This is a genomic window from Mesorhizobium sp. WSM4976 (assembly GCF_029625685.1).
Lineage (GTDB): Bacteria > Pseudomonadota > Alphaproteobacteria > Rhizobiales > Rhizobiaceae > Mesorhizobium.
This window is the reverse complement of sequence record NZ_JARTVT010000030.1, coordinates 1-25,491: the sequence shown is the minus strand read 5'-3', so window position 1 is coordinate 25,491 and position 25,491 is coordinate 1. Positions and strand designations below refer to the sequence as shown.

Annotated in this window: 21 protein-coding genes; 8 read left to right on the top strand and 13 right to left on the bottom strand. The window is 61.3% G+C overall.

Annotated elements, in window-relative coordinates:
* Positions 1 to 27 precede the first annotated feature (27 nt).
* Positions 28 to 888 carry a PDR/VanB family oxidoreductase gene (locus tag P9272_RS29315; RefSeq protein ID WP_278163230.1) on the bottom strand — a complete coding sequence of 287 codons (861 nt, stop codon included), beginning with the start codon at positions 886 to 888 and terminating at the stop codon, positions 28 to 30.
* A gap of 206 nt (positions 889 to 1,094) precedes the next feature.
* On the opposite strand from P9272_RS29315, the gene P9272_RS29310 reads away from it, so the two are divergent.
* Positions 1,095 to 1,610, top strand: a complete 516-nt coding sequence (locus tag P9272_RS29310) for a TetR/AcrR family transcriptional regulator (protein WP_278163229.1) — start codon at positions 1,095 to 1,097, stop codon at positions 1,608 to 1,610.
* 1,221 nt (positions 1,611 to 2,831) lie between these two features.
* Here the strand turns inward: P9272_RS29310 and P9272_RS29305 are convergent.
* The 11 genes from P9272_RS29305 to P9272_RS29255 all read right to left on the bottom strand — a co-directional run bounded on the left by P9272_RS29305 (position 2,832) and on the right by P9272_RS29255 (position 17,640).
* Positions 2,832 to 3,620: an SDR family NAD(P)-dependent oxidoreductase gene (locus tag P9272_RS29305; protein WP_278163228.1), complete on the bottom strand. Its 789-nt coding sequence runs from the start codon at positions 3,618 to 3,620 to the stop codon at positions 2,832 to 2,834.
* Between the two features lie 434 nt (positions 3,621 to 4,054).
* Positions 4,055 to 4,252: a DUF2783 domain-containing protein gene (locus tag P9272_RS29300; RefSeq protein WP_278163289.1), complete on the bottom strand. Its 198-nt coding sequence runs from the start codon at positions 4,250 to 4,252 to the stop codon at positions 4,055 to 4,057.
* An 18-nt stretch (positions 4,253 to 4,270) separates the two neighbouring features.
* Positions 4,271 to 5,878, bottom strand: coding sequence for an FAD-dependent oxidoreductase (locus P9272_RS29295; protein WP_278163227.1), 1,608 nt, complete (start codon positions 5,876 to 5,878; stop codon positions 4,271 to 4,273).
* A gap of 26 nt (positions 5,879 to 5,904) precedes the next feature.
* Positions 5,905 to 6,855 (bottom strand): MBL fold metallo-hydrolase, encoded by a 951-nt coding sequence (locus tag P9272_RS29290; RefSeq protein WP_278163226.1) that lies wholly within the window; start codon positions 6,853 to 6,855, stop codon positions 5,905 to 5,907.
* Between the two features lie 105 nt (positions 6,856 to 6,960).
* The gene (locus P9272_RS29285) at positions 6,961 to 8,073 is read right to left on the bottom strand and encodes an aminomethyltransferase family protein (protein ID WP_278163225.1); all 1,113 of its coding nucleotides are present in this window, start codon (positions 8,071 to 8,073) and stop codon (positions 6,961 to 6,963) included.
* A gap of 17 nt (positions 8,074 to 8,090) precedes the next feature.
* On the bottom strand, positions 8,091 to 10,127 hold the full coding sequence (locus P9272_RS29280; protein ID WP_278163224.1) for an FAD-dependent oxidoreductase: 2,037 nt from the start codon (positions 10,125 to 10,127) through the stop codon (positions 8,091 to 8,093).
* A gap of 6 nt (positions 10,128 to 10,133) precedes the next feature.
* Positions 10,134 to 11,375, bottom strand: a complete 1,242-nt coding sequence (locus tag P9272_RS29275) for a Tm-1-like ATP-binding domain-containing protein (RefSeq protein WP_278163223.1) — start codon at positions 11,373 to 11,375, stop codon at positions 10,134 to 10,136.
* Between the two features lie 33 nt (positions 11,376 to 11,408).
* Entirely contained in the window at positions 11,409 to 14,006 is a 2,598-nt protein-coding gene (locus P9272_RS29270) for an FAD-dependent oxidoreductase (RefSeq protein ID WP_278163222.1), read from the bottom strand.
* A complete protein-coding gene (locus P9272_RS29265) occupies positions 13,906 to 14,853 on the bottom strand; it encodes a phosphotransferase (protein ID WP_278163221.1) in 948 nt (315 codons plus the stop codon). The genes P9272_RS29270 and P9272_RS29265 overlap by 101 nt, the downstream gene beginning before the upstream one ends.
* The gene (locus P9272_RS29260; RefSeq protein WP_278163220.1) at positions 14,846 to 16,144 is read right to left on the bottom strand and encodes an aminotransferase class III-fold pyridoxal phosphate-dependent enzyme; all 1,299 of its coding nucleotides are present in this window, start codon (positions 16,142 to 16,144) and stop codon (positions 14,846 to 14,848) included. The genes P9272_RS29265 and P9272_RS29260 overlap by 8 nt, the downstream gene beginning before the upstream one ends.
* Positions 16,144 to 17,640, bottom strand: a complete 1,497-nt coding sequence (locus P9272_RS29255; RefSeq protein ID WP_278163219.1) for an aldehyde dehydrogenase — start codon at positions 17,638 to 17,640, stop codon at positions 16,144 to 16,146. The genes P9272_RS29260 and P9272_RS29255 overlap by 1 nt, the downstream gene beginning before the upstream one ends.
* Before the next feature lie 301 nt (positions 17,641 to 17,941).
* On the opposite strand from P9272_RS29255, the gene P9272_RS29250 reads away from it, so the two are divergent.
* The 7 genes from P9272_RS29250 (at position 17,942) to P9272_RS29220 (ending at position 25,258) form a co-directional block, all read left to right on the top strand.
* The gene (locus P9272_RS29250) at positions 17,942 to 19,063 is read left to right on the top strand and encodes a substrate-binding domain-containing protein (RefSeq protein WP_278163218.1); all 1,122 of its coding nucleotides are present in this window, start codon (positions 17,942 to 17,944) and stop codon (positions 19,061 to 19,063) included.
* An 80-nt stretch (positions 19,064 to 19,143) separates the two neighbouring features.
* Positions 19,144 to 20,586 (top strand): sugar ABC transporter ATP-binding protein, encoded by a 1,443-nt coding sequence (locus P9272_RS29245; RefSeq protein ID WP_278163217.1) that lies wholly within the window; start codon positions 19,144 to 19,146, stop codon positions 20,584 to 20,586.
* A complete protein-coding gene (locus tag P9272_RS29240; RefSeq protein ID WP_278163216.1) occupies positions 20,583 to 21,596 on the top strand; it encodes an ABC transporter permease in 1,014 nt (337 codons plus the stop codon). Before P9272_RS29245 ends, P9272_RS29240 begins: the two co-directional genes overlap by 4 nt.
* Positions 21,597 to 21,664: 68 nt before the next feature.
* Positions 21,665 to 22,465 (top strand): IclR family transcriptional regulator, encoded by an 801-nt coding sequence (locus P9272_RS29235; protein ID WP_278163215.1) that lies wholly within the window; start codon positions 21,665 to 21,667, stop codon positions 22,463 to 22,465.
* On the top strand, positions 22,462 to 23,133 hold the full coding sequence (locus tag P9272_RS29230; protein WP_278163214.1) for an HAD-IA family hydrolase: 672 nt from the start codon (positions 22,462 to 22,464) through the stop codon (positions 23,131 to 23,133). Before P9272_RS29235 ends, P9272_RS29230 begins: the two co-directional genes overlap by 4 nt.
* 1 nt (position 23,134) lies before the next feature.
* Complete coding sequence (locus tag P9272_RS29225; protein WP_278163213.1) at positions 23,135 to 24,490, top strand: aspartate aminotransferase family protein; 1,356 nt, start codon at positions 23,135 to 23,137, stop codon at positions 24,488 to 24,490.
* Between the two features lie 18 nt (positions 24,491 to 24,508).
* Positions 24,509 to 25,258, top strand: a complete 750-nt coding sequence (locus P9272_RS29220) for an electron transfer flavoprotein subunit beta/FixA family protein (protein ID WP_278163212.1) — start codon at positions 24,509 to 24,511, stop codon at positions 25,256 to 25,258.
* 52 nt (positions 25,259 to 25,310) lie between these two features.
* Here the strand turns inward: P9272_RS29220 and P9272_RS29215 are convergent.
* The coding region (locus tag P9272_RS29215) for a hypothetical protein (protein ID WP_278163211.1) at positions 25,311 to 25,491 on the bottom strand (181 nt) is incomplete at its 5' end.

Below are 25,491 nucleotides of genomic sequence, written 5' to 3'. Positions count from 1 at the left end.
CATGCTGCTCCATTCAGGTTGCGTGGGTTAGAGATCAAGGACAAGTTCCGGAGTCTTGGCACGCGACACGCAGGGGCAAATGTCCTGCCCGGCTTCCTTTTCCTCGTCGGTCAGGAAGGAATCGCGGTGATCGGGGGTACCGCAAAGGACGCCGGTGAGGCACGAGCCACATATGCCCTCCTGGCAGGATGAGGATATGCGGACCCCTGCAGCAACTAGAACGGACAGAAGCGATCGGTCAGGAGGTACTTCTAGCGTCTTTCCGCTGCGGGAGAGCTTCACGGTGAAGGCTTGGCAGGCCCGATCGGCGGCAATGCTTCCCGGGCTGAACCGTTCGAGATGGATGGCGTGCTTGCCCAGCTTGGGGGCGGCCAGTCTGACGGTCTCGTCCATCAGCGGTTCTGGGCCACAAACATAGACGTGGGTTTGCCCAGGGATGTCGCCTGCAACGAGTTCGCTGAGCTTGCGCGCAGTCGCCGCTGGATCCAGGCCGACATACCGGGTCGCGCATCGGCTTGTCAGTTCATCTACGCAATTCCTAAATGGCGGCTCCGCGTCACGGCAGAAATAGTGAAGAGCGAAGCTCCGGCCCTCGGCGGCAAGCTTACGGCTCATGGCAATGATTGGCGTGATGCCGATTCCGCCGGCTATGAGCAGCGTATGGGGGTGCCGGCCGAGAACAAAATTATTGCGTGGCTGCGAAATCGTGAGGATGTCGCCCTTGGCCAGCTTCTCGTGAATGAATTGTGAACCGCCTCTCGAATCCTGGGTGCGTTTGACTGCGAATTCGTACTTGCTTCCGTCCGCCTCCCTGTACAGCGAGTATTGACGGATCAGGCCATTGGGCAAGTGAAGGTCGATATGCGAGCCGGGTTCTGCGGGCGACATCCGTTAGCCCGTCGTGGCTTCGACAGCGAAGGACTTCACATCCGGCGATAATTGTTCAACGCTGAGAATCCTGGCTTTGATCATCGCTTTGAAGTGTGCTGGGACGTTCGCTTTCGGCGGTAAAGGCATTGTAGAATTCATACCGACCAGAAGGTATGTATCAGAAGGGATCGAGTGTGGCAAGGCGCAGGTTCGTCAAACAGGAGATGATCGCGGCCGCGAGACGGATCGCATTCGAGCGCGGGGCGGGAAACGTCACCCTTGAGGCTGTGGCGAGAGAGATCGGCGCTACCAAAGGTGCGGTGCTGCATTCGTTTCCCAGCAAGACCAAGCTCTTCGAAGCGTTGTTGAAGGATCTCTGCGACGACTGGGACGAACGCTTCAGGCACAGCCACGCCGCTCTTTCAGGCGAGCCAGCCGCGGCACTGCGCGCCTATGTCGAAACGTTCTCGGCGACGGACCCGTCGGCGCCGTCTTACGTGGAGGCAATGATGCTTGCCCTTGCCGAAGATCCCAGGCTGATGCGGCCGGTTCGGGAAGCCTACCAGGGCTATGCGCACATGATCGATGCCGAGGCAAAGGACGTAGATATCGCCCGCCTCGTCTGGATGGCATGCGAGGGGATCATGATGCTCGAACTAATGGGCTTGCACCGATTCGATCAGGCCAACCGCTCACGGCTCTTCCAGCTCCTGGCCCAATTGGCCACGAGTAGCGCCTAACAAGATCTTTCTGGCTAACGCCTGGATTTCCTCGAGCGCCGGTGACCCATCGACGGCATGCTCGGCGTCGACGAATTCAAGCAAAAGTCTTTCGCGGCGAGCCAGAAACGCCGCACGCCGACCCTGGGTGAGCATGCTCTTCGAGACCAGCGGCCCGCAGACGGTATGGCCTATCCCGGCCGATGTCACTTACCGACGGCGGCGCCCTTATACGTGACCGCCGGGCCCATCAGAGGGAGAGCTGCGCCCTCGGGCAGTTCCAGCAGCACCAGAAGCCACGGTGCCATGGCCCTTCTGACGTTCGACGAAGCCATTGCCGGGGTAGTCGGCGTCCGCTTCACCGTACGGCCGAGCCCGGCTTCGACGGACGTGGTGTTCGCACCGATGTCATGGGCCAGTTCGGAGAGCGTTTCTCGATCCTGAGCGATCCCATGGAGCCTGCGCCGCAATTCGTACCCAATTCACCAGTGAAGCCGGTCCGCGTGACGATCGCGCCCGGATTCCCTGCAACTGTCGCCGTTAGCAGTCCGAACCCCGGCAATGCCCCATTCGACAGATCCGCATCGGTCGCGGCGGCGAGGCAATCGCGCAATCTCGATCCGGCAGCAACAACGGGACATAGCGGTAGCCGAGCGAAACAGTCTATACGCCATAGCCTGCGCCGCGTTCGCGCAGATAGGTTTCGGCCCGATCCACCCGGTGCGGCGCCGGCACGACCCAGAAAAGCGCGGGACGATAGGTGTGAAAGCGTCGTCGATGAACCCGCCTTCCTCATCCAAGATGCCGCAACAGACGCCAGGCCGGCCGATCTTGCGGAATTGCCCGAGTATCTCAAACAGGGCCGGCAGCCCTACGGACAGCTCGTGCTCGGTCTTGGCGTCGGTGAAGGCGTTTGCGGTCAGGAAATGTGCCTTCTCTACATCCGGGCGTTTCGCGCGAGAAATGCAAGCAGAGAGGTGTCCGCTTTGCAGGCACCATCGCAGTGCCTGTCTCAGACGAAGAGTTGGGGAAGTTCGCGCCGGAAGATGCCAAGGATTTCCCGCGCGTGCCGACGCCCCGAATAAACCGCCGCCGGATCACGCCGGGACAGTGCGCGTCGCCGCTGTTCGCGCCGGCCGATGTATCAGTCTGCGAATCCCGAGATGCGGTTTTCCTGAGGAAGTATGCGAGGCCTGCAAGCGGCGATGTCGCCGTTGAGCGGCTGCCGTAAACCTTGGAGAGCTATCCAAACACCAGGGTCCCCACATCGACCATGGCAGCCCCCCCATCAACGGACACCACGGCGCCATTCACGTAGGACGCTTGTGGGGACAAGAGAAATACTATTGGGGCGGCTGCTTCCTCGGGCTGTGCAACCCGGCGAGCGGGAACATGCTCGACGCCCTTCTTGAAGAGCGCTTCTTTGTCGATTCCGGTGGCTTCCGAATATTCCGACATTTCCATCTCTGACATCTCGGTGCGGATCCATCCCGGGCAAACGACATTCGCGCGAAGGCCTTTGGGTCCGTAGTCACGGGCGATGGCCTGCGTCATCAGCACCAATCCTGCCTTGGATGCGGAATAGGCCGCCAATCCGGGGCCCACACGTAGAGCAGAGAGCGACGAGACTGATACGATCGCGCCGTTCGTTTTCAATAGATGCGGGATCGCAGCCTTGGCGACGAGGAACGCGCTCGTGAGATTTGTGCGCAGGACTAGCTCCCAGTCGTCGATCGACGTGTCGGCAAGAGGCGCAGCTCGGGAGATTCCGGCGTTCAGCACCAGGCCGTCGAGCCGGCCGTATTCCCTGATGGTTTCCGCGACAACGCGCTCGCACTCCGCTGCGTCGGTTATGTCGGCAACAAGCGCTGTCGCCCCGGTCGCGCGGGCGATTGCGCCAAGTTTCTCCGCCCTGCGGCCGACGATTGCAAGACGATGTGTGGGGGCCAGCATGGCGGTAACCGCCGCACCAATTCCCGAACTGGCTCCGGTAATGAGAACGACGGATTTTTCGGTACAAGTGATGTTCATTTGTTCACCTCGCTGCGACCGATTTTGCGGCCGCGGGCAGTCGTTTCGTCCCACGTTTCGGTCCTCACAATCCAGTAGGAGCCTTCAGGCGAACAAGATTGGGCGTTCCCGTTTGAAGCTTCCGGACGCGGGAACCTGTCCTAACAGTTCCTGTGCGTTGCGATGACCCGAGAACACTGCGGACTGGATCGTTCCCGGCGCGTCGGCGTCACCGATGACACGATGGGAGATATTGCGCTCCGCGAGCCCGTTGCTGAGCGACGGATCGGGCATGCGCGCGGTTCAGGTTATTGACATACCAGTTGACTGTCTCTTTGGCATCCCTGCAGCGATAGGCGACGTGGTGGATTTCTCGATCTTCATTGGAATGGCTCCTTTGCCCTGGCAGCGGCTCCAGACACACCGACCCGGAGCCGCCGCGTCTTCCCTGATCATCACTTCTGTTGCGGGTCCGCCGCGGCCCTAAGCGCATCGCTCAACACGCGGCGGTCGCCGATATGATTGGCCAGAAGCAGGACCAGCCGTGCGTTGATGGCGTCGCTTTCGGCCTTGCTTCGCCCTTCGTGCAGGGCCAATAGCTCGGCGTAAAAATCGTCCGGCTGCGGAATGTTCGGAGCCGTATTGAGTGTCATCATCGCCGGTTTCTCCCGTCAGCGTCCCGTGGCCTTCGCAAGCGCGGCTTCCACCTCCGCGCGGTCGAACGCGGTCCAGCGCGCGGCGACGTGCTGATCGGGCCGCAACAGATAGACCGCCATGCCTGCATCGCCGAGATAGCGCTCCTGCAGCGCGCCGGTCGGATCGTCCGCGGTTGACAGGGCCAGCCGCTCGGCCGCAATGCCGCCGCTTTCGATTATGTCGGGCGCGTCGGCATCGATGGTTAGAAACTGGAAGCGGTCGCCGAGGCGGTCGAGCAGCCAGCCGCCCTTTATCGGGGCGTCGACGGCCGGCGAGCCGGGCCGGGTGCGCGGCGGCAGCCCCTTCGCGTCAGGGCCGTTGAGCGGCGAGCCGTCATAGGTGCACGGCACCGACAGGCGCCCGGAATTGACCAGCGGCCGCGCGAAGGCGAAGTGCTCGGACAGATCGAGCACGGCATCGCGGAAAATCCGGCTCATCTCCGACTTCGGCGTGATGAAGTCGGTCGACCGGCTGGAGTTGAGGATGTTCTCGTCGGCGCCGTGGATCCGCTCGGCATCGTAGCTGTCAAGCAGGCTTTCGGGCGTCCTGCCGTCCATCACCAGCTTCAGCTTCCACACCAGGTTGTCAGCATCCTGCAGGCCCGAATTGGCGCCGCGCGCGCCGAACGGCGAGATCTGGTGCGCCGAGTCGCCCGCGAACAGCACCCGGCCGTGGCGGAAACTCTCCATGCGCCGGCACTGGAAGGTGTAGATCGACACCCATTCCAGCCTGAACTTGGTGTCCTCGCCCAGCATCGCCTTTAGCCGCGGGATGACGTTCTCCGGCTGCCTTTCCCGCTCCTTGTCGATGTTCCAACCGAGCTGGAGATCGATGCGCCAGACGCCATCCGGCTGCTTGTGCAGAAGCGCGGACTGGCCGGGGTTGAAAGGCGGGTCGAACCAGAACCAGCGCTCGGTCGGAAATTCGGCTTCCATGACCACGTCGGTGATGAGGAAATTGTCCTCGAACACGCGACCGACGAAGTCGAGCCCCGTCATCGCGCGGATCGGCGAGTTGGCGCCGTCGCAGGCGACCAGCCAGTCGGCACGCAGGCAGTAGGATCCTTCCGGCGTCTCGATCGACAGCGCCACCCCATCGCCGTCCTGTTCGACCGCCGTGACCTTGTTGTTGCCGCGGATTTCGATCGGCCTGCCTTCCGCCTCCAGCTCGCGCACGCGGTCGACGAGGAATTTTTCGAAATGGTACTGCTGCAGGTTGATGAAGGCCGGTCGCCTGTGGCCAGCCTCAGGCAGCAGGTTGAACTCGTAGACCCGCCGGTCATGGAAGAACACCTTGCCGACGTTCCAGACCACCCCCTTCTCGACCATCGGCTCGCCGCAGCCCAGCCGGTCCAGGATCTCCAGCGGCCGCTTGGCGAAGCAGATGGCGCGCGAGCCGAAGCTGACCTTGTCGTTCTCGTCCAGCACCACCACGGGAATGCCCTGGCAAGCTAGATCGATGGCGCAGGCCAAGCCGACCGGACCGGCGCCCACCACAACAACCGGATGGCGCACCGGCGCGGCTGCGTCCTGATCAGGCGACCGCCTATAAGGATAAATCGGCGTCTCGAATATCTTTGCCATGTTTCTTCCCGGTCGCGCGCGGACTGCTAGCCCTGAAGTGCGGCCCACATCTGCCGGTCGCGCTCTGCGGTCCAGATGCGCGGCGTGTCGATGCCGAGCGCCTCGTCGTAGGCGCGGGCGATGTTGAAGGGCAGGCAGTGCTCGTAGATGGCGTATGATGCGAATTTCGGATCGCATGCTGCGCGTGCCGCGTCCCACGCCTCCTTTAGCGAGCCACCGCCTTGCGCCACCCGCGCCACCGGCCCGTAGGTGGAGGTGACGAAATCGGCGGTGTTGTCGAGCGCGGCATTGACTTTCTCCGAGCCCACCAGCGCGTCGCCGCGTCCCGGCGCGATCGCGTCGAGGTCGAACGACCGGATCGCCTCTAGCGTGTGCGGCCAGTCGGCAAAATGCCCGTCGCCGCAATAGCAGGCCGAATGGTACTCGACGATATCGCCAGTGAACATGACGTTGGCGTCGGGCACGAAGGCGACGATGTCGCCTGCGGTATGTGCGCGGCCAAGGAACTCGAGGTCCACCCGCCGCTTGCCGAGATAGAGCGTCAACCGGTCATTGAAGGTCAGCGTCGGCCAGGTCAGGCCGGGGATCGACTCGTGGCCCTGGAAGAGGCGCGGGAACCGGCCGAACTCGGAGTCCCAGTCCTCCTGCCCGCGCTCCGCGACCATGGCGCGCGCCTTCTCCGACATGATCGTCTGCTGTGCGCCATAGGCCGAAGCGCCGAGAACCCGCACAGCGTGATAGTGCGTTAGCACGACATAGCTGATCGGCTTGTCGGTGACGGTCCTGACCTTCTCGATCACCTTGCCGGCCAGTCGCGGCGTGGCCTGCGCGTCGATCACCATCACCGACTCGTCGCCGATGATGACGCCGGTGTTCGGGTCGCCCTCGGCAGTGAAAGCCCACAGGTCGCGGCCGATCTCGGTGAAGGAGATCTTCTTCTCTACCATATCGCCGACTGATGCGAATTGCTTAGCCATGGTTTCATGCTTCCTTCTTGGTATTGCGTCACCGTTTGTTGGATGGCGCCAAAGATCGAGTGGCCTACCTGTCTCATCGCGATGCTTGGCCAACGCCTGCCCACGTCATATGCGGGGGCGCGTGGATTTAGGGTCATACAACGCGCGGGGGTGGACTGTAGCCGCCACGTCTCCAGGAAGATTCACAACCCGGCCATCGGTCACGAGATCGCGTTTCACATAAGCAAGCGCCAAGGGCCGGCCGACGGTATGGCCCATCGCGACCGATGTCACCTTGCCCACGGCTGCGCCCTCATGCGTGACCGTGGCGCCCATCTCGGGGAGAGCCGCCCACTCGGGCAGTTCCAGCAACACCAAAAGCCGCTCGGTGCCATCGCGCTTCTGACGTTCGACGACGGCCTTGCCGGGATAGTCGGCGTCCTTCGGCTTCACCGTCCAGCCGAGGCCGGCTTCGACCGGTGTGGTGTCCTCGCCGATGTCACGGCCCCAGATCGGATAGCGTTTCTCGATCCTGAGCGATCCCATCGAGCCTGCGCCGCAGGGCACGAGGCCAAAGGGTTTCCCAGCGTTCAGCAGAGCGTCGTAGAAACTTTCGACGTACTCGGTCGGCACCCACAGCTCATAGCCAAGTTCGCCGGTGAAGCCGGTGCGCGTGATGGCAACGCCAGGAATGTCCGCAACTGTCGCTGTCAACAATCCGAACGCCGGCAATGCAGTGTTCGACAAATCGGCGTCAGTTACTGCAGCGAGACAATCGCGCGATCTCGGTCCCTGGAGCGACAGCGAGACATAGCGATAGCCGAGCGCAACGGCGTGTACGCCATAGGCCGCGCCGCGCTCGCGCAGATAGGTTTCCACGCGATCCACCCGGTGCGGGGCGGGCACGACCCAGAAAAGGTCCGACTCGGGACGATAGGTGATGACATCGTCAATGTAGCCGCCTTGCTCATTCAGGATGCCGCAATAGACGCCCCGGCCGGGCGCGACGTTGGTGACCTCCGCCACCAGAGTCTCGTTCAGGAACCGTTCCGCTTGCTTGCCGGCGACCTCGACGAGGAACTGACCGAAAATCTCGAACAGGCCGGCGGCGTTTCGAACGGCCCGGTGCTCGGTCTTTGCGTCGGTGAAGACGTTGGCGGTGAGGAAATGCGCCTTCTCCGCCATCTGGGCGTTTCGCGCGAGAAATGCATGGTAGAGCGGAGTCCGCTTGGCTGTCATTGTTGATGTTCCTGCATCTAGAGGAAGAGCATCGGCCGTTCACGGCGGAAGATGCGATCTGCGGGTTCCGTACCGAGTATCTCCCGCGCGTGCCGGTGGCCGGAATAGACCGCCGCCTGGATTACGCCAGGGCAGTCCGCGTCGCCTATTACGCGATGAGCAACGCCACGTTCGCTGAGAGCCTGCGACAGGGCCGGATCGGGCAGGCGCGTCGTGACCGAGATCAGCGTGCGTCCTTCGACCATCGGCAACTCGTCGCCGGTATCGGAGCGGAACACCGATAGTCCTTCTCCCTTCCATGCGATCGCGGTGGTATTGGGATGCATCTCGACGCCCGCCGATTTCAACTGACCCAGCATGCGAGGCTGCTCCAGCGTCTGCGACATCCAGGCTCCGAGCGAAGGTAGCGGCGTGACTATGCTGACCGCATGCCCTTTGGCCGCGAGATCAACGGCCAGCGCGTTGGCCATGTAGTAGTGGTCGTCGTCATAGATGACGACCGACCCTTCGAGAGGCGCGCCGTCCATTACATCATCAGGCGACAGTGCTACGCCCACGAAGCCGGGAATGGCATCGAGGCGTGTGCGCCCCGCCCCATCGCCGCGCCAAGGCGCGCCAGTGGCAAGCAGGATATGGTCGGCCCCAAACTCGGCGATCGCCTCGGCGTCGAGATCGCTGCCGGCATAAAGTTCGACATTAGGCATCTGGCGAAGCTGGTAAAGCCGGTAGTCCCTGACCCGGCCCCAGGCAGCGAGCCCCTTTATCCGCGCCTCGCGCGCAACCCGACCTCCAAATTCCTCGCGCCGCTCAGCCACCGTTACCGCATGGCCGGCGCGCGCCAGTACCAATGCCGCTTCGAGTCCAGCAGGGCCGCTGCCGATGATCAGTGCGGTCTCCGCCCTCGGCGCTTTCGGCACGCGCTCGGGATGCCAGCCACGGCGCCATTCCTCGGAGATCGTGGGGTTCTGGGTACAGCGCAACTCGACGCCGATTGTCTCGGCCGAGACGCAGAAATTGCAACCGATGCATTCGCGGATATCCTCGACCCGCCCCTCGCGGATCTTTGCTGGCAGGAACGGATCGGCGATCGACGGGCGCGCCCCCCCGATCAGGTCGAGCACGCCGCGCCGGATCTGGCCCACCATCGCATCAGGCGAGGTGAAGCGACCGACCCCGAGCACAGGCTTGCCTGTAACCTGCTTGACGAAGCTGGTGAACTCCTCCTGGAACCCTTCGGGATCGTAGCGAGACGTGCCACTGTCTCGGCTCCAACCGGAGATATTCACGTCCCAGAGATCTGGAAGCTCGGCGAGCGCCTCGACCACGGCACGACCCTCACCGGTGTTGAGGATGCGCTTTGGCCCCGACAGCTCGTGCACAGCGAAGCGGACCGCCACAGCCATATCGTCTGCGACTTCTTCCTTGGTTTCTTCCAGCACCTCACGGAACAACCGCAGCCGGTTTTCAAAACTGCCGCCATATTCGTCGGTCCGCCGGTTGTAGGCGGGTGATAGGAAATGCCAGAGCACCGATGCATCGTGCGAGGCATAGACATAAACGATGTCGTAGCCCGCCTGCTTGGCACGCCGCGCAGCGGCACGGTAGGTCTGCCGCAGATGCCGGATATCGTCTTTCGTCATGGCCCGCGCCATCAGCGGCATCTCCGGCTTTAGCGTTGGCAGAACGGATGGTCCTTGGGGCGGATAGCCGTTCGAGATCCCGCGCGAGCGGATGCCCGTATGGGCCAGTTCGATAGACGCCAGCGCTCCATGAGCGTGGATCCGTTCGTTCGACTTCGCGTGGGCGCGCACGTCTTCATCGTCCCACAGCCGTTCATATGGAAGGCCGGAAAGGTCGGATGTCGGATCGATCTCGGAGAGCTGCATGGAAACAATGCCCCAGCCGCCTTCGGCTCGAGTCTCACGGATACCGATGGCGCCGTTCGGCATCAGGTAACTGTGCCCGATGGCATGAGGCATTGACACGAGCCGGTTTGGTGCCGTCACCGGTCCGATCTTCACGGGCTGAAACAGAATCTCGTAGCGGGGATCCATCGAGTTCTATCGCTCCACCCGCACGATCCCGTCAGAGATCCAGCGATCGATAATTTCTAGGACCTTCTTCGAAAATGCCGCATCGTTAATGTGGCATGCCACCTCAGTTAGCATGATCGGCGGCTTGATTGCTCGGCGCGCCTCGTCGATCATCGCAGCAAGGCCTTGGGGATCGTGTGCGGGCCCGCCTTCGCGATCCCATTCTTCCACACCTCCAAGCGGCATGAGGAACGCAACGGGCGCCTTGGCTTCGTTTAGCCGTTTTGAGATGTCGCGGACGAGCGCGCGCCGCTCGTCAGGATTCAAAGCCGATGATTTGATCAGACGGTTGTGGGCATGGAAAGGACGATCCTTGTAAGCTGTCGGGATCTCCTGCCAACCTGCGAAGTCAATCAGATCGGCACAGCCGGGGCTGACAATCTGCGGAATGCCGGCCGCTCCAGCATTGGTGAGGCGGTCCGCGCCAGCATTGACGACCGACCCGACCATAAGGTTGCCCAGTTCCGGCAACGCAAGGTCGAGCGCGGCGCAGAAATGGCCCTGCCGGGCGAGCGCTTCGAACGCCATGCCACCCATACCGGTGGCATGGAACACAGCGACCTCGAATCCGCGCGTCTCGAGCGGTTCGCGAAGATGCTTCATGTATTTCAGGCAGGACGAGCCGAGGCTCGTCATACCGATCACTGGCCGCTCACGATCGGGCGGTGTGACTGCACGTGCCGCACCGAGCACGGCTCCCGCCGCCTGGCTGAGGGAGGATTTGCAGACCGAGTTCAACCCGTAGAGTCCGCCTGCCCAAAGGATCATCTGAACGTCCGGGGAGAGCCGGTCGGCGGGGATGAGCGGTGAGAAGGAGACTGTCGAAACGACGTATTTCGGAACGCCTAAAGGCAGCGCCTGGCAACAGTCGAGCACCAGGTCGGTTCCCATTGTGCCACCAAGCCCGATCATCCCGTCTATACGGCCTTCGCCGTACAGTTTCGCGGTTAGCGCGGCCGCGCCGACGGCCATCATCTGCATCGCATGGTTCTCGTCGCCCGCCTCGATAACATCGTGGATGGTCTTTCCGGCGGCAGCAGCGACGTCATGCTTTGATATGTCTGTAGGATGTTCCGGATCACCGAGAACGCTCACATCCATCGAGATCACGGCGCCTCCGAGATCGCGGATCCTGTCGCAGACGAACGACAGTTCGGCGTCCTTGGTATCATACGTCCCGATGACGAGAATGGTTTTGGTGTCGGTCATTATCTCCTCCTCCTTCTTCCCCTTATCCCCGCCTCAGCCCCGCATGATCGCGCCGGTGGGGTCGTAGAACGGCGCCAATTGCATATCGATCGAATAACGCTTGCCCGCGATCTGTACTTCAAAGCCGCCGCCGGCGATCCATTCTTTGGTGACCCCACCATCGCTGTGGACCGAAGCAAGGCCAACCATCGCGCCGAGTCGCCACCCCCAGCCGCCGGAGGTGACGTGGCCAACCAACTTCTCGCCTTTCCAGATGGGCTCGTTATGGATAATATACGGGCCGCCTTCCGCGGTGGCGGAACGCAGCCTGATCGCAACGGTGCGGAACTTCGTCGCCGCGCCCTGTTCGGCCTTCTGTCGGGCTAGGGCGTTTCGACCCACGAAGTCATCCTTGTCGAGATTGACCGCGAAGCCAAGACCAGTCTCGTAAGGCGTGTCCTCCTCGGCAATGTCGTGCCCGAAATGGCGGAAGCCCTTTTCCAGGCGACAAGCGTTCATCGCGAACATGCCGGCATGACGCAAGCCGTGTGTCTCGCCCTCGCGCATGAGCGCTTCGTAGATATGCGCGGTAAACTCCGTCGAGATCATGAGTTCGTAGCCGAGTTCGCCGAAGAAGGACCGGCGTATCGCCCAGGCCCTTGCGAAAGCGAGGTCGATCTCCCGCGCCGCGCCGAATGGGAAGGCTTCGCTAGACAAGTCGTCACCCGACAGCGCCTGAAGGATCCGACGGGACGCGGGGCCATGAACCGTCAACAGGGAATAGGCGGCGGTGGCGTCGAAGACCTCGAACCGCCAGTCCGGTTCGGCATGAGCACGGATATGCGCCTGGTCCCGGATCTGGCTGGGGTGGCCAGTGACAACCAGATACTGGGTGTCCGCGATCCGAGTAACGGTGACGTCGGCCTCGATGCCGCCCTTGGCATTGAGGAACTGGGTGTAGACGGAGGTTCCCACCGGCACGTCCATACTCGCTCCCGATACCCTATTGAGGGCGCGTGCGGCATCAGGGCCTTGGACCAGAACCTTGGCGTACATGGATTGATCGACCAGCACGGCGGCGTCCCGCGCGGCCAGGCACTCCTCGCGGACCAGCGGTGACCAGTCCTGCCAGCCGATCGAGGGGCGGGAGGGCCAACCCTGGCCTGAGGGGTCGTAGTACATCGGCACTTCCCAGCCGATCCGTTCCGCCATCACCGCGCTTGCGGCGATCAGGCGGTCATGCATCGGGAGTCGGCGGATGCCCCGGGCGGATTCGATCTGACGGCCGGGCCACTGCAGGCCGTAGTGAAACCCTATGGATTCGGCCGCACGCTCGGCGTTGTAGGCGGCGTTGCGCTGGAATGGATGGGCGCGTGCGGTCAGCATCGGACCTACCGCGCGCACTGGCATGCCCTCAGTGATCCAGGCAGCCATCGTCAGGCCGAAGCCGCCTGCATTGAGAATCCCGTTGGAGTTCATTCCCGCCGCGATGAAGAGACCAGGCATCTCCGGCGCGGGCCCGAGATAGGGACGCCCGTCAGGCGTAAAGCTCTCCGGACCGTTGAAGAAGGTGTGGATTCCAGTCTCCGCCAGGAAGGGGAACCGAGCGAAGGCGCGCTCGAGCATCGGTTCGACATGTTCCATATCGAAGGGCAGTTCGTCGAATTCAAAGACTTCTGGGATGCCGTCCTGGCCCCAGCTCTTTCCTCGCGCCTCGAAACCTCCGATCAGCAGCTTGCCGGCATCCTCCTTGGTGTATAGCCGTTCCTCGGCAACGACGAGGCCCGGAAGTGTGCGCGGCAGACCTTCGATGCTCTCAGTCAGAATGTAGAAGTGCTCGGTTGCGTGCAGCGGGACGGTGACGCCATGCTGCGCCGCGAAGCGCGAGGTCCACATGCCGCCGGCCAGCAGCACCTTTTCGGTTGCGATCACGCCCCTGTCGGTTTCGACGCCGCTGACACGGCCATTGCGGGTCAGAATGCGGATGGCCTTGGTGTTCTCGAATATCTGGGCGCCGCAGGCCCGCGCACCCTTGGCCATGGCTTGGGTTACGTCGAGCGGGTTCACCTGCCCATTCGACGGCACGAAAAACCCGCCAATCAAATCCGACGTCGCTACGTAGGGGTAATGGGCGGCCACTTCCGAGACGCTTAACAGACGGCTTTCGATCTCCATGCGGTGCGCGTGATCATGGTTGCGCAGCAACTGCTCCCAACGGATATCGGACAATGCCACGTGCAGTGTACCGTTCTGCTTGTAGCCTGTGGCCTGCCCGGTCTCCTCCTCGAGTTCGGTAAAGAGGCGTGCCGTATATTTTGATAGCTCCGTCTGGCCAGAGCTCTCACGCAACTGCCCGACGATTCCGGCGGCATGCCAGGTCGTACCCGAGGCCAACGTCTTGCGCTCGACAAGCACCGCGTTCTCGATGCCCTTCTTGGCGAGGTGATAGAGGCTCGAGACGCCGATGATGCCGCCGCCAATGACGACGACCGACGCCGTCTCCGGAAGCGTTTTCCCTGATTTTTCCTCACTCGCAGACATTCTGGGTTCCTTAGTCCTTCGCGTATTCGAGATACGTTTTCGCCTGGCTGATGGCCTCGTCGATGAAACGGGTGCAGCGGGCAGCCGCGCCGGGTTCGTCGATGCGCGCAATCACCCAGCCGACATAGGTCAAGCTTCTGAGCAGCCGGAAAAGCGGCAGCGGTCGCAGATCGATGGGGCGGGCCTTTAGGTATCCGTCCAGGAAACGGCGACTGGCTGCGCCATCGGGCGCATGTCGTTGCAGGCGGTTCACGGTCGTCGCCAGATCGAACAGGCGAAACCCGAAGCCGCCATCATCGAAATCGACGAGATACACCGCGCCATCGCCAACCAACACGTTCTCGGGGACGGCATCGGCATGGATGAGGCCGTAGTCGAGGTCCGGCCCAAGCCGCGACAGGGCGCGCTGCGCAGCCCGCCGAGCCCCAGTCAGCAGCTCAGCCTGATGCCGCGTCAGCGCTGGGTTTTCCCAGAACCGCCCCCAAAGCGGATTATCGCCCAGCAGACCCTCAACGTCCCATGCGGGACGGACAAAGCCGGCGGGCGCATTCCATTCGTCGGAAATGTCGTGCAGCCGAGCGAGTGTTCCTCCCAGCCTGAAAGCCGTCTCGGAAGAATCGGCGTCCTGCGCCACCTGGCCGTCCTTGATCAGCGGAGTGCCTTCAAGATAGGTCAGTACATCGACGAAGGTGCCCGCGACCGCAACGCACAGGCTGCCGTCGTTTGCCGGAACCGGGCGCGGTACTTTGACGCCGCGCCCTTCAAGAGCTGCCATCCAAGCGAGTTCCGAGGCTAGTTCTGCTCGGCTTCGATAGCCTGGCCGGTGCAAGCGCAGCGCCAACGGTCCGCTGAGCGCCTCGACGCGGAAAACCTGGTTCTCACGCGCTGCGACAAGTGTCACCAGGCAACCCTCAAGGCCCCAAAGCGCCAGCGCATCTGCAACGCGCGGGTCATTCATCAGGCGCTCCCAAGTCCGCGAGCACTCCGTCCAAAACGCCGAGCATGTGATCGGCGTTCTCTTTCGAGAACGGCATCGGGGGCCGGATCTTGAGCGTGTTGTAATGAATGCCCAGCCGGTTCAGCAGAACGCCGCGGCGGCGCATTTCGTTAACCACGCGAGCCACATAACCCGGCGCGGGCACCTTGGTCTTACGGTTGACGACCATCTCGGCACCGAAGAACAGCCCATAGCCGCGGACATCGGCGATCCAATAGTACTTTTCGGCTAACTTCTTGAGGCCGTCGCGTGCATACGAGCCGACGAGGCGGGCGTTTTCCTGCAGGCCGTCGTGTTCGATCACGTCAAGCACGGCGCTTGCGGCGGCACAGGAGACGGGATTGCCTCCGAATGTATTGAAATAGCGGAACGAATTGCGGAACGCGGCCATTGTGTCTGGAGTGGTTACGACGGCTGCGACCGGATGACCGTTGCCCATCGGCTTTCCCATCGTCACCACATCCGGCTGCGCTCCGATACGCTGGTGGCCCCAAAACCGCTCTCCGTTGCGGCCAAAGCCCGGCTGCACCTCGTCGGCGATGAAGATGCCCCCCGCTTTGCGCACCTCTGCCAATGCGAGATCCAGCCACCCGGGATCGAGACGTGGAAAGCCCTCATTCAGGAAAGCGGGGTCGAGGATGATCGCGGCAAAGCCATATCCCGACCGTTCCAGGTCGTCGATCGCCTCGGCCACCTTGTTGGCAAAGGCCAGCGCATGAGCCGGGCCGGTCTCTCCGCCCAGTGGACGGTAGCTGTCTGGGGCTGGCACATGACGGACATGACTGCCATCCCCGGTCAATGGAATGTTCGTGCGTGAAAGGTGCGCTACCGCCGTGGTGTTTCCGTGATACGTATGGTCGGTGGCGATGAACCCACGTTTGCCGGTCACCGCTTCGGCCATACGCAACGCAATGTCGTTTGCCTCGGACCCGGTGCAGGTCATGATCGCGGTCGACAAGCCACCCTCGAAGGTGCCGGTCAGCCGCTCGACATAGTCAAGGATATTTTCGTGCAGGTAGCGGGTATGGGTATTGAGCATTGAGGCTTGCCGGCAGATCGCCTCGACGACATAGGGATGGCAATGCCCGACATGGGGCACGTTGTTGTAGCAGTCGAGGTACTTTCGCCCGTCGGCATCCCAAACCCAGACCCCGTCGCCCCGGACCAGATGGACAGGTTCTTCGTAAAAGGTGGAGACGTTCGGTCCGAGCAGTTTGGACCGCTTTTCAAGGAGTTCCTTGGTTGTCGTCATCACAGTTGAATCCAAGCGGTCTTGAGATCGTGGAACTTGTCGAGCGCGTGCAGCGACTTGTCGTGGCCGTTTCCAGACTGCTTCACGCCTCCCAGCGGAACCGTCCCGTCGGCACCGCCATAGGTGTTGACATGCACCACGCCGGCTTTGATGGCCCGCACCATGCGATGCGCGCGTGACAGATTTTGTGTCCAGACGGCCGAGGCGAGGCCGTAGCGGGTGGAATTGGCGAACCTGATTGCCTCATCTTCGTCATCGAAGGCCATGACGCCAAGAACCGGGCCGAAGACCTCCTCCAACGCTAGTTTCATGTCGGGCCGCACGGCGTCGAGTACAGTCGGCGCCATGTAGAAGCCACCAGTCTCCTCCAGAATACGGCTGCCGCCGGTTCTGAGTTCGCCGCCTTCGGCCAATGCTGTCCGTACATGAGCCAGGTTCTTGTCGAGCTGATCAGCGCTTGAGACGGCGCCGGCCTCAGTCGAGAGGTCGAGAGGATCCCCAACCTTCATGGACGCCGCGATTGCGACTACCTTTGCGACGAATTCTCGATGGATCGACTTTTCGACAAGGAGCCGCGAGCCCGCGACGCAGACCTGCCCCGAATTGCGAAAGATGCCGCTGGCGGAAACCTTTGCAGCCTGATCAAGATCCAGCGCATCGGCGAAAACGATGTTGGGGGATTTGCCGCCCAGTTCGAGATAGACGCGCTTGAGATTGGAGCGCGCCGAATATTCAAGCAGCCGGCGTCCAACGCCACCGGAACCGGTGAAAGCGAGGACGTCGACGTCCATGTGCAGCCCCAGTGCCTCGCCCGTTACGTCACCGCGCCCGGTCACGACATTGAGGGTACCTTCCGGCAAGCCCGCTTCCGCACAGATCTCGGCCAAGCGCAGGAGCGACAGCGACGCTGTCTCGGCCGGCTTGAGCACGACTGAATTGCCGGCCGCGAGGGCAGGCGCGATTTTCCACGCGCCGATCATCATTGGAAAGTTCCAAGGGACGATCGCAGCGACGACGCCCACGGGTTCGCGATGGATCAGGCCCAGGATGTTATCCGCCGTCGGCGCGATCTCGCCATAGACCTTGTCGATGGCCTCCGCATAATAGCGGAAGGTGCCGGCCGCGCTATCGGGCTCGGCCTTGAGCGCCATGGCTATCTCCGTGCCGTTGTCGCGCACGCCTAGCACTGCGAGTTCCAGCGCATGCTTGTCGATAAGCTCGGCGATCCGAAGCAGGACCTTCTTACGTGCGGCAGGCGCCGCGCGCGACCAGGCGCCTTTTTCGTAGGCTCTGCGCGCAACCTTGACGGCTGCGTCCACATCGGCGGTGCCGGCTGCTGCGATCGATGTCAAAGGCTGGCCATCGATCGGTGACACCACCTCCAGGGTTTTGCCACCTTCAGCGTCATGCGACTTCCCGCCGATGAAAAGGCCCTGCGGCGGGATGGAGTTCAGGCGCAGCGCATCAATACTCTCTTGGGTGGACCTGCTAACCAATCGCTACCCCTTCCTAGACCATGTCATTGATCACCAGCACGCTGCCTGGCCCATGCGGCCGCAAATCGTGACGAGGCCTTTGGCGTCGTAACGTCGCCGACCAGTGGTGCGCATGCGATGGTTTACGAGTTCATCATCGGTTCAATATTGTTACCGACGGTGAAAATAATGTTGCAAGAGGGTTAGGTTTGTGTCAAGAAATATTTGGAAGTGCAAAAACGAGCGCATCAAAAAGGGAAAACCCTAGCGCCTGTGTGGGAATGAGTGGGGCTCGCGAAGCCCGCAGCATGAGGAGAGATGCATGAGAATTTCAGATACCTGTTTCAAACTGCTGGCGCTGGCCGGCATGGGCGGACTGATCGCGACCGCCATCGCGACCCATGCTTGGGCAGAAGACAAGGCCGCCTTTCCCTCCCTGGAGGAATTGTACAAGGGCACGTATCAGGGCCCCCCGACGAGTGCGCCGAAACCAGTCACGGGCAAAAAGATCTGGGTAATATCCTGCAGTCAGGACGTCAGCCTCTGCGCGGCGCAAGCCCAGGGGATTACCGACGCGGGAAAACTTCTCGGTTGGACGACAACTGTTTTTGATGGAAAGTATGATCCGGCCACGCAGGGCAACGGCATACGGCAGGCGATCGCGGGAAAATATGACGCCGTCGTCATTGCCGGCGCTGATTGCGCTGGTGTGAAGGCACCCCTTGAGGAGGCCCGTCAGGCCGGGATGAAGGTCGTCGGCATCGAGGGTGCCGATTGCAGTGTGACGAGCCCAGGAGAGCAGCCACTCTTCCACGGAGAGGTGAGTTACGTAGAAGGCGATGTCATTTCCTGGGTAAAGAAGTATGGCGAGTGGCAGGCGGATTACATAATCGCCCGGACAAAGGGTAAAGCCAAGGTTATCGTATTTGTCAGCGACGAAGTTCTTATCTCGAAACTGAATAGCGAGGGAACGATCGCGGAGCTCAAGCGGTGCTCCGGGTGCGAGGTATACGAAGTCAAGTTCAGCTATGCCTCGCAGGGGCCGGAACTGCAGCAATTGGCCGAGCAGGCCCTGCTGCGCTTTCCGGACGCGAATGGAATTGCCGTGCCCGCGGATTCACTCATCCTCAGTGGGATGGGCTCGGCGATCGAGGCCTCCGGTCGCGATATCATCGTGATGGGCGCTGAGGGTCAGCAGGCAACCATGGACTTGGTGAGGGCTGGCAGCAAGCAAGTGACCGCCGGCGTGGGCATTCCCAGTGCATGGGAAGGTTATTCCGCTGTCGACATGCTCAACCGGCTCTTCCAGGACAAGGAACCGGTCGGATCCGGCGCAGGGTTACAGGTCTACGACAAGGATCACAACGCCGGAACGTCGGGAGCATTTTCCTCTTCGACGGACTTCATAGCCGGGTTCAAGAAGGCCTGGGGTATTTCACAGTGATGCACCCGCCGGCTGCCGCTCTCACAGTAACCGATATCGTTAAGACATATGGTGCGACGCGAGCGCTCGCCGGTGTGTCGATGAGCGTCAAGCCTGGGTCGATCCATGCGTTGCTTGGCGGCAACGGCTCAGGAAAGTCCACGCTGATACGCATTCTGGCCGGCGTCGATCACGCCGACGCTGGCCGGATCCACATCGGCGGCACGCAGTTTGATGCCGCCTCCTTCTCCGCCAGTCTTGCGCGCAAGAACCAGATCCACGTTGTTCACCAGCATTCCTCGACGTTCCCGCATCTCTCTGTCGCAGAAAATCTCTCGCTTGGGCGGGGATATGAGACGAGCACGGGCGGTCGGATTTCGTGGTCCACCGTGCGCGAAAGAGCCCAGCGCGTTCTTGCCCGTTTCGGCATCGAGGCGGGTCCGGATCAGATTTTGTCCTCACTACGACCCGCTGTGCAGACAATGGTTGCGATTGCGCGGGCTTTGCAGGATCAAGAGGGAAGTTCGACCGGACTGCTCATCCTTGACGAACCTACGGCAGCCCTGTCCTCCGCCGAGGTTGCGCGTCTCGCGCAGGCTTTGCGACGATATGCGGCCGCTGGCCAGACCATCATCGTTGTCACCCACCGGCTCGATGAGGTACTCGATCTCTCTGACCATGTAACCGTTCTGCGCGACGGGAAAGTCGTGGGAGATTTGCCTCGCGACGAGATCAGCCACGATATCCTGGTCCAGCTCATAGCAGGAAACTCAGTTTCCATCGTTGAGAAGCATGGAACCGCGACCGGTATAGATCGAATAATTCTCGAAACGAAGGGCTTGTGCGTGGGACCCCTTGTCGATGCGGACATTACGCTTCGTGCTGGCGAGGTTTTGGGAATTGCCGGTCTGGTTGGATCGGGCAGGACATCCTTCCTGCGCGCCCTATTTGGACTTGCTCGTCCTAGCGCCGGTACACTGGTGTTTGATGGGGCCAGCTATAGTCCGGCCAGTCCTGGAGACGCGGTTGGTCACGGTATTGCTTATGTGCCGGAGGATCGTCTTGCCGATGCAACGTTTCCCAGTCTCTCCGTAAGCCGAAATATTTCCATAGCCAGTCTCGACCGCTACTGGTCGAAGATGCGAATTTTGAGGAAGCTCGAGCACAACGATACGGCTAAGGTCGCGGATCTGGTGGGGCTACGTCCACGGCGCACGGACCTGACAATCAACAAGTTCTCGGGCGGGAACCAGCAGAAAATTGTAATTGGGCGTTGGCTGCTAAGGCGCCCCCGATTGCTTCTTCTAGACGAACCAACACAGGGCGTTGACGTCGGCGCTCGCGCTGACATCCATCGACTTGTGCGCGATGCCGTCTCTGGAGGATCGAGCGCGATCGTCGTCTCCTCCGATTTTTCTGAGCTGGTGGAATTGTGCGATCGAGTGGTCGTCCTTAACCGAGGCCGCTTCGTTGCCGACCTTGCCGCGGATCATCTGACAAGTGAAAAACTTCAACAACTCGCCCACATGAGGATAGCGGCATGAGTGAGCCTATGGTGACCGAGATGTCCACGCAAGGGTCTAGGACAACTAACAGCAGAATCGCCGGGCTGATCATTCGCTACGGCGAAGCGTATACGCTTGTCGGATTGATGTTGTTGATTGCGATCTTCTTTTCGATTCTGCCTGCAACGCACGCGACATTTCCAACAGCCGCCAATCTTCGAATTGTCATCGCAAACCAAGCTGTGCTTGCGATTGTTGCGTTGGCTGCATTTTCACCACTCATCATCAATGAATTTGACGTAAGCGTAGGGGCAAATCTTGGCTTGGCATCAATTCTTGCCGCGTCAGCCATGTCGATTGGCGTTCCGTGGCCGATTGCGCTTTTGGTCGCCGCGAGCGTCGGTGCAAGTGTAGGCGTGGTGAATGGTCTGCTGATAACCAAGGCAGGTGTAAACTCGCTGATTGCGACTTTGGGCACCTCCATCATCATTCACGGGATTGTTGTGTGGAAAACGAATGGCGTGAGCATCGTTACCAATATCCCGCCTGAACTCACGCGATTTGGGTCTGGCGTTTTGTTTGGCGTTCCTTTGCCTATGTTCGCTCTCGTGGCCCTGACGTTGGTTCTGGCGTATCTAGTGTATCATACACCTTTCGGTCGCTACATGTACGCCATCGGCTCGAATGCGTCTGCTGCCCGCCTGGTTGGAATCAACACTAACCGAATCCTGTTTCGCACCTTCGTTCTGGCAGGATTGCTTGCGGGGCTCGCCGGGTTTCTGCAAGTGGCGAGGACTGGTGGGGCTAATCCTAGAGTTGGAGAGGCATTCACCTTGCCTGCGCTGGCCGCAGCCTTCTTGAGCGCAGCGTCGATCAAGCCGGGCGTCTATAATGTGTTCGGCGTGATTGTGGCTGTTTTCTTCCTTGCCACCCTCAATAGCGGGCTAAACCTTGCCGGTGCTGACGTGTATGTGAACGATCTGATCAACGGATGCGCATTGATACTGGGTGTCGGGCTCGCCCGTTTTCTGGGACGAAATCAAGGCTGAGTATCTGTGACAGAGTCATTTCTCCCGACCGGCGGTCGCGGTCAAAGTGATGGGCGGAGCACGGTTTCATGAGTAAGACCATGGGGACTGTCGACAAAGCTTTGATCTTGCTGGAATTCTTCACGGTTGCCGATCCAGAGTGGGGATTGAGCGAGCTGGCTCGCGAAGCTGGGCACGACAAGACCACCACCTTGCGGTTGCTCAACAGCCTGATGCGCGGCGGCTTCGTCGAACAGCATCCCAAAACCAAGAAATTTCGCATAGGCACGACTGTCTTGAAGCTCGCAAGGGTCCGCGAGGCGTCCTTCCCGTTTGTCACGGTCATCCAGCCATCACTTGAGAATCTGGCGGAGGCCACAGGAGAAACGGCTCATGCGTCAGTGCCAAACGGAGAGGCGCTTACGACGGTCAGCATTGTCGCACCGCAGCGGGCCACCCGGGTTTATGTGGACCCTTCCCAGCCGCTTCCTTACCACGCGACGGCATCTGGACTGGCGTATCTGGCATTCGCCAAAGATGAGGCAGTGGAGGCCGCGCTTTCGGCCGGTGAACTCCGGGCTCATACCCAGCACACCGTCATCGATCCGAAGGAATTGCGTTCTGAACTCGTCCGGATTCGCGAGCGCGGATATGCGATATCTGCCAAGAGCTTTGAGCTGGAAACTATAGGCATTGCGTGCCCAATCTTTGACTGGACGGGGTTCGCGTCGGCGACGGTGGCGGTGGCGTGCGTCGCCTCGCGTATCACTGCTTCGCTAGAGGCCCGTGTCGCCGCTGCTGTGACCGAAGCCGCCGTCGATATTACGCGGGCCCTGGGGGCCGTGCCACCCTCGGGATTTCTTGAAACTCACAAAGGGCCCGCGGCATGAGACAACGTCCTGGCGCACTCGTGCTCGACTTTGGCGGCGTGATCTCCAGGACATTGTTCGAGACGCACCGGCAAAGCGAGACGGCTCTTGGACTTCCGGTCGGGACGCTCGACTGGTTGGGGCCGTTCGATCCTGGGACCGATCCGATTTGGCGTGCCATGCAAGCAGGCGAGATATCGGAGCGCGACTATTGGTATCGTCGCGCGTCTGAGACGGGACAATTGGTAGGAGAGGACTGGACGACGCTGCCTCAGTTCCTACGACGGGTACGCGGTGACGATCCGGCTTCCGTCATCAGGCCGGAGGCGTTGGCCGCGATCGAAAAAGCAAAGTCTGCTGGAAAAAAGCTCGGCATTCTGTCCAACGAACTCGACCTCTTCTACGGCGCCGATTTTCGCCAGCGTTTGCCCTTTCTGGCCGACTTCGACGTCATCGTCGACGGCACCTACACGCAGATCTTGAAGCCCGATTCGCGCGCATATCGGACCGTGACGAGCGCGCTCGGGCTCGAACCCGCCGCATGCGTTTTCGTTGATGACCAGTTGAAGAACGTGCGCGGGGCGTTGTCTGTCGGAATGAAGGCTATCCAGTTCGACGTGCGCCGGCCCGCGGAAAGCTATTCAGAAGCGCTTCGGCTCCTAGGGCTGAGCGCAAAGACGGAGGACTGAGATGGTGGCGCATGACAGCAACTTTCTGAAGGAAAATAACGCCCGACATCTCTGGCATCCGATGGCGCATCCAGCCGAGATGCGCGCGCACCCGCCCAAAGTGCTGGTTGGGGCCGAGGGCGTGACTCTGACCGACGTCGAGGGCCACCGGACGCTCGATGCAGTCGGCGGATTGTGGAACGTGAATCTCGGTTATTCCTGCGATCCCGTGAAGAAGGCGATCGCCGACCAGCTCAACGCGCTTCCCTATTACTCTGCCTTTCGCGGCACCACCACGGGATCTGCGGTCGAACTCTCGTATCAACTCGCCGAATGGTTCAAACAAGACGGCTTGGTGCGCAGCTTCTTCACGTCCGGCGGCTCCGACAGCGTAGAGACCTCACTTAGGTTAGCGCGGCAGTACCACAAGATCCGCGGCGAGCGCGACCGCACCAAGTTTCTGAGCCTGAAGAAAGGCTATCACGGCACGCATTTTGGCGGGGCTTCGGTAAATGGCAACACCAATTTCCGCCGCAACTATGAGCCGCTATTGCCGGGCTGCTTCCAGATTGCGTCGCCCTATCTTTATCGCAATCCATTCAACGAGACGGACCCGGCAAGACTGGCCGAGTTGTGTGCCGCTGCGCTTGAGGACGAGATCGTCTTCCAGGGTGCTGACACCATCGCTGCGTTTATCATGGAGCCCGTTCTGGGTGCGGGCGGCGTTATCCCTCCTCATGAGAGCTTCATGCCCAAAGTGCGCGAAATCTGCGACAGGCACGGCATCCTGCTCATCGCCGACGAAGTCATAACCGCCTTCGGCCGCACCGGTGCCTGGACAGGCTCTCGTCTTTGGGGCGTGAAACCCGATCTCACCTGCATGGCAAAGGCCATTACCAACGGCTACTTCCCCTTCGGCGCGGTGATGATCTCGGAGAAGGTGGTCGACGCGTTTGAGAATGACGCCACAGCATTTGGTGCAATCGGCCACGGCTACACCTATTCGGCGCATCCAGTGGGGGCTGCCGCTGCACTTGCCTGTCTGTCGGAGACAAAAAAGCTGGACGTGCCGGCCAATGCTGCACTGCGCGGCGCTGAGTTGCTTGCCGGTTGCTTGGCTCTCAAGGAAAAGCACGAAGTGGTAGGCGATGTACGCGGCAAAGGGCTGATGGTGGCGCTGGAACTGGTCGCCGACCGTTCCACGAAGAAGCCTATCGACAAGAAGGTCATCGGCCTCGTCTTCGAGAAGGCTTATGAGGCCGGGGTCATGATCCGCGTATCAGGCAACAACATCATCCTGTCCCCACCGCTCGTGATCACCACAAGCGACGTGAACAAGATTGTCGCGGCATTACACGAAGCGCTAGCGGCGGCCTGATTGGAAGGAATTGCCGGGATGAAAGTTTTGGTGCCCGTGAAGCGGGTTGTGGATGCCAACGTCAAAGTCCGGGTGAAAGCCGACGGACTGGGCGTCGAGCTTGCCAACGTCAAGATGGCGATGAACCCGTTCGACGAGATCGCGGTCGAGGAAGCGATTCGCATCAAGGAAGCCGGCAAGGCGGAAGAGATCATTGTCGTCTCGGTCGGCCCGCAGCAGGCGCAGGAGACGCTGCGCACCGCGCTCGCTATGGGCGCCGACCGCGCCATCCTGGTCAAGACCGACGAGCAGACCGAGCCGCTCGGCGTCGCCAAGGTGCTGAAGGGCGTGGTCGAGGCCGAGAAGCCGGGCCTGGTGATCCTCGGCAAGCAGGCGATCGACGACGATTCCAACCAGACCGGCCAGATGCTGGCCGCACTCCTCGGCTGGTCGCAGGGCACCTTCGCTTCCAAGATCGAGCTCGCCGGGGACAAGGCCAAGGTGACGCGGGAAGTCGACGGCGGTCTGCAGACCGTCGAGCTGAAGATGCCTGCGATCGTCACCGCCGACCTTCGCCTCAACCAGCCGCGCTATGCCTCTCTGCCCAACATCATGAAGGCCAAGAAGAAACCGCTCGACGAGAAGAGCCCGGCCGACTTCGGCGCTGACGTCAAGCCGCGCCTCAAGGTCATCAAGACCGAGGAACCCGGTGGCCGCAAGGCGGGCGTCAAGGTGAAGTCGGTGGCCGAGCTCGTCAAGAAGCTCAAGAACGAAGCCGGCGTGCTCTAAGGAAATCCGATGAGGCCGGCCTGCAAACGGCTGGCTTCTGCCCTTCCGGTGCTCACGTACGGATGTACGCTCCGCTCCGGTTCTCGAAACCAACCGTTTTCGGCTCGGCCTGACCGGATTTCAGGGAGCCTCGAAGACGAAAGTCAGGGATAAAATAATGGCAATTCTCCTCATCGCCGAACATGACAACGCAACCCTCTCCGACCAGACCGCCAAGGCGCTGTCGGCGGCGC

Excerpts from the sequence above, each read along its gene's own strand:
- P9272_RS29235 (WP_278163215.1), top strand. The coding sequence starts at position 21,665 with ATGAGTAAGACCATGGGGACTGTCGACAAAGCTTTGATCTTGCTGGAA.
- P9272_RS29300 (WP_278163289.1), bottom strand. The coding sequence starts at position 4,252 with ATGACACTCAATACGGCTCCGAACATTCCGCAGCCGGACGATTTTTAC.
- P9272_RS29310 (WP_278163229.1), top strand. The coding sequence starts at position 1,095 with ATGATCGCGGCCGCGAGACGGATCGCATTCGAGCGCGGGGCGGGAAAC.
- P9272_RS29275 (WP_278163223.1), bottom strand. The coding sequence starts at position 11,375 with ATGACCGACACCAAAACCATTCTCGTCATCGGGACGTATGATACCAAG.
- P9272_RS29230 (WP_278163214.1), top strand. The coding sequence starts at position 22,462 with ATGAGACAACGTCCTGGCGCACTCGTGCTCGACTTTGGCGGCGTGATC.
- P9272_RS29290 (WP_278163226.1), bottom strand. The coding sequence starts at position 6,855 with ATGGCTAAGCAATTCGCATCAGTCGGCGATATGGTAGAGAAGAAGATC.
- P9272_RS29285 (WP_278163225.1), bottom strand. The coding sequence starts at position 8,073 with ATGACAGCCAAGCGGACTCCGCTCTACCATGCATTTCTCGCGCGAAAC.
- P9272_RS29295 (WP_278163227.1), bottom strand. The coding sequence starts at position 5,878 with ATGGCAAAGATATTCGAGACGCCGATTTATCCTTATAGGCGGTCGCCT.
- P9272_RS29225 (WP_278163213.1), top strand. The coding sequence starts at position 23,135 with ATGGTGGCGCATGACAGCAACTTTCTGAAGGAAAATAACGCCCGACAT.
- P9272_RS29315 (WP_278163230.1), bottom strand. The coding sequence starts at position 888 with ATGTCGCCCGCAGAACCCGGCTCGCATATCGACCTTCACTTGCCCAAT.
- P9272_RS29220 (WP_278163212.1), top strand. The coding sequence starts at position 24,509 with ATGAAAGTTTTGGTGCCCGTGAAGCGGGTTGTGGATGCCAACGTCAAA.
- P9272_RS29250 (WP_278163218.1), top strand. The coding sequence starts at position 17,942 with ATGAGAATTTCAGATACCTGTTTCAAACTGCTGGCGCTGGCCGGCATG.
- P9272_RS29305 (WP_278163228.1), bottom strand. The coding sequence starts at position 3,620 with ATGAACATCACTTGTACCGAAAAATCCGTCGTTCTCATTACCGGAGCC.
- P9272_RS29265 (WP_278163221.1), bottom strand. The coding sequence starts at position 14,853 with ATGAATGACCCGCGCGTTGCAGATGCGCTGGCGCTTTGGGGCCTTGAG.
- P9272_RS29280 (WP_278163224.1), bottom strand. The coding sequence starts at position 10,127 with ATGGATCCCCGCTACGAGATTCTGTTTCAGCCCGTGAAGATCGGACCG.
- P9272_RS29260 (WP_278163220.1), bottom strand. The coding sequence starts at position 16,144 with ATGACGACAACCAAGGAACTCCTTGAAAAGCGGTCCAAACTGCTCGGA.
- P9272_RS29245 (WP_278163217.1), top strand. The coding sequence starts at position 19,144 with ATGAGCGTCAAGCCTGGGTCGATCCATGCGTTGCTTGGCGGCAACGGC.
- P9272_RS29240 (WP_278163216.1), top strand. The coding sequence starts at position 20,583 with ATGAGTGAGCCTATGGTGACCGAGATGTCCACGCAAGGGTCTAGGACA.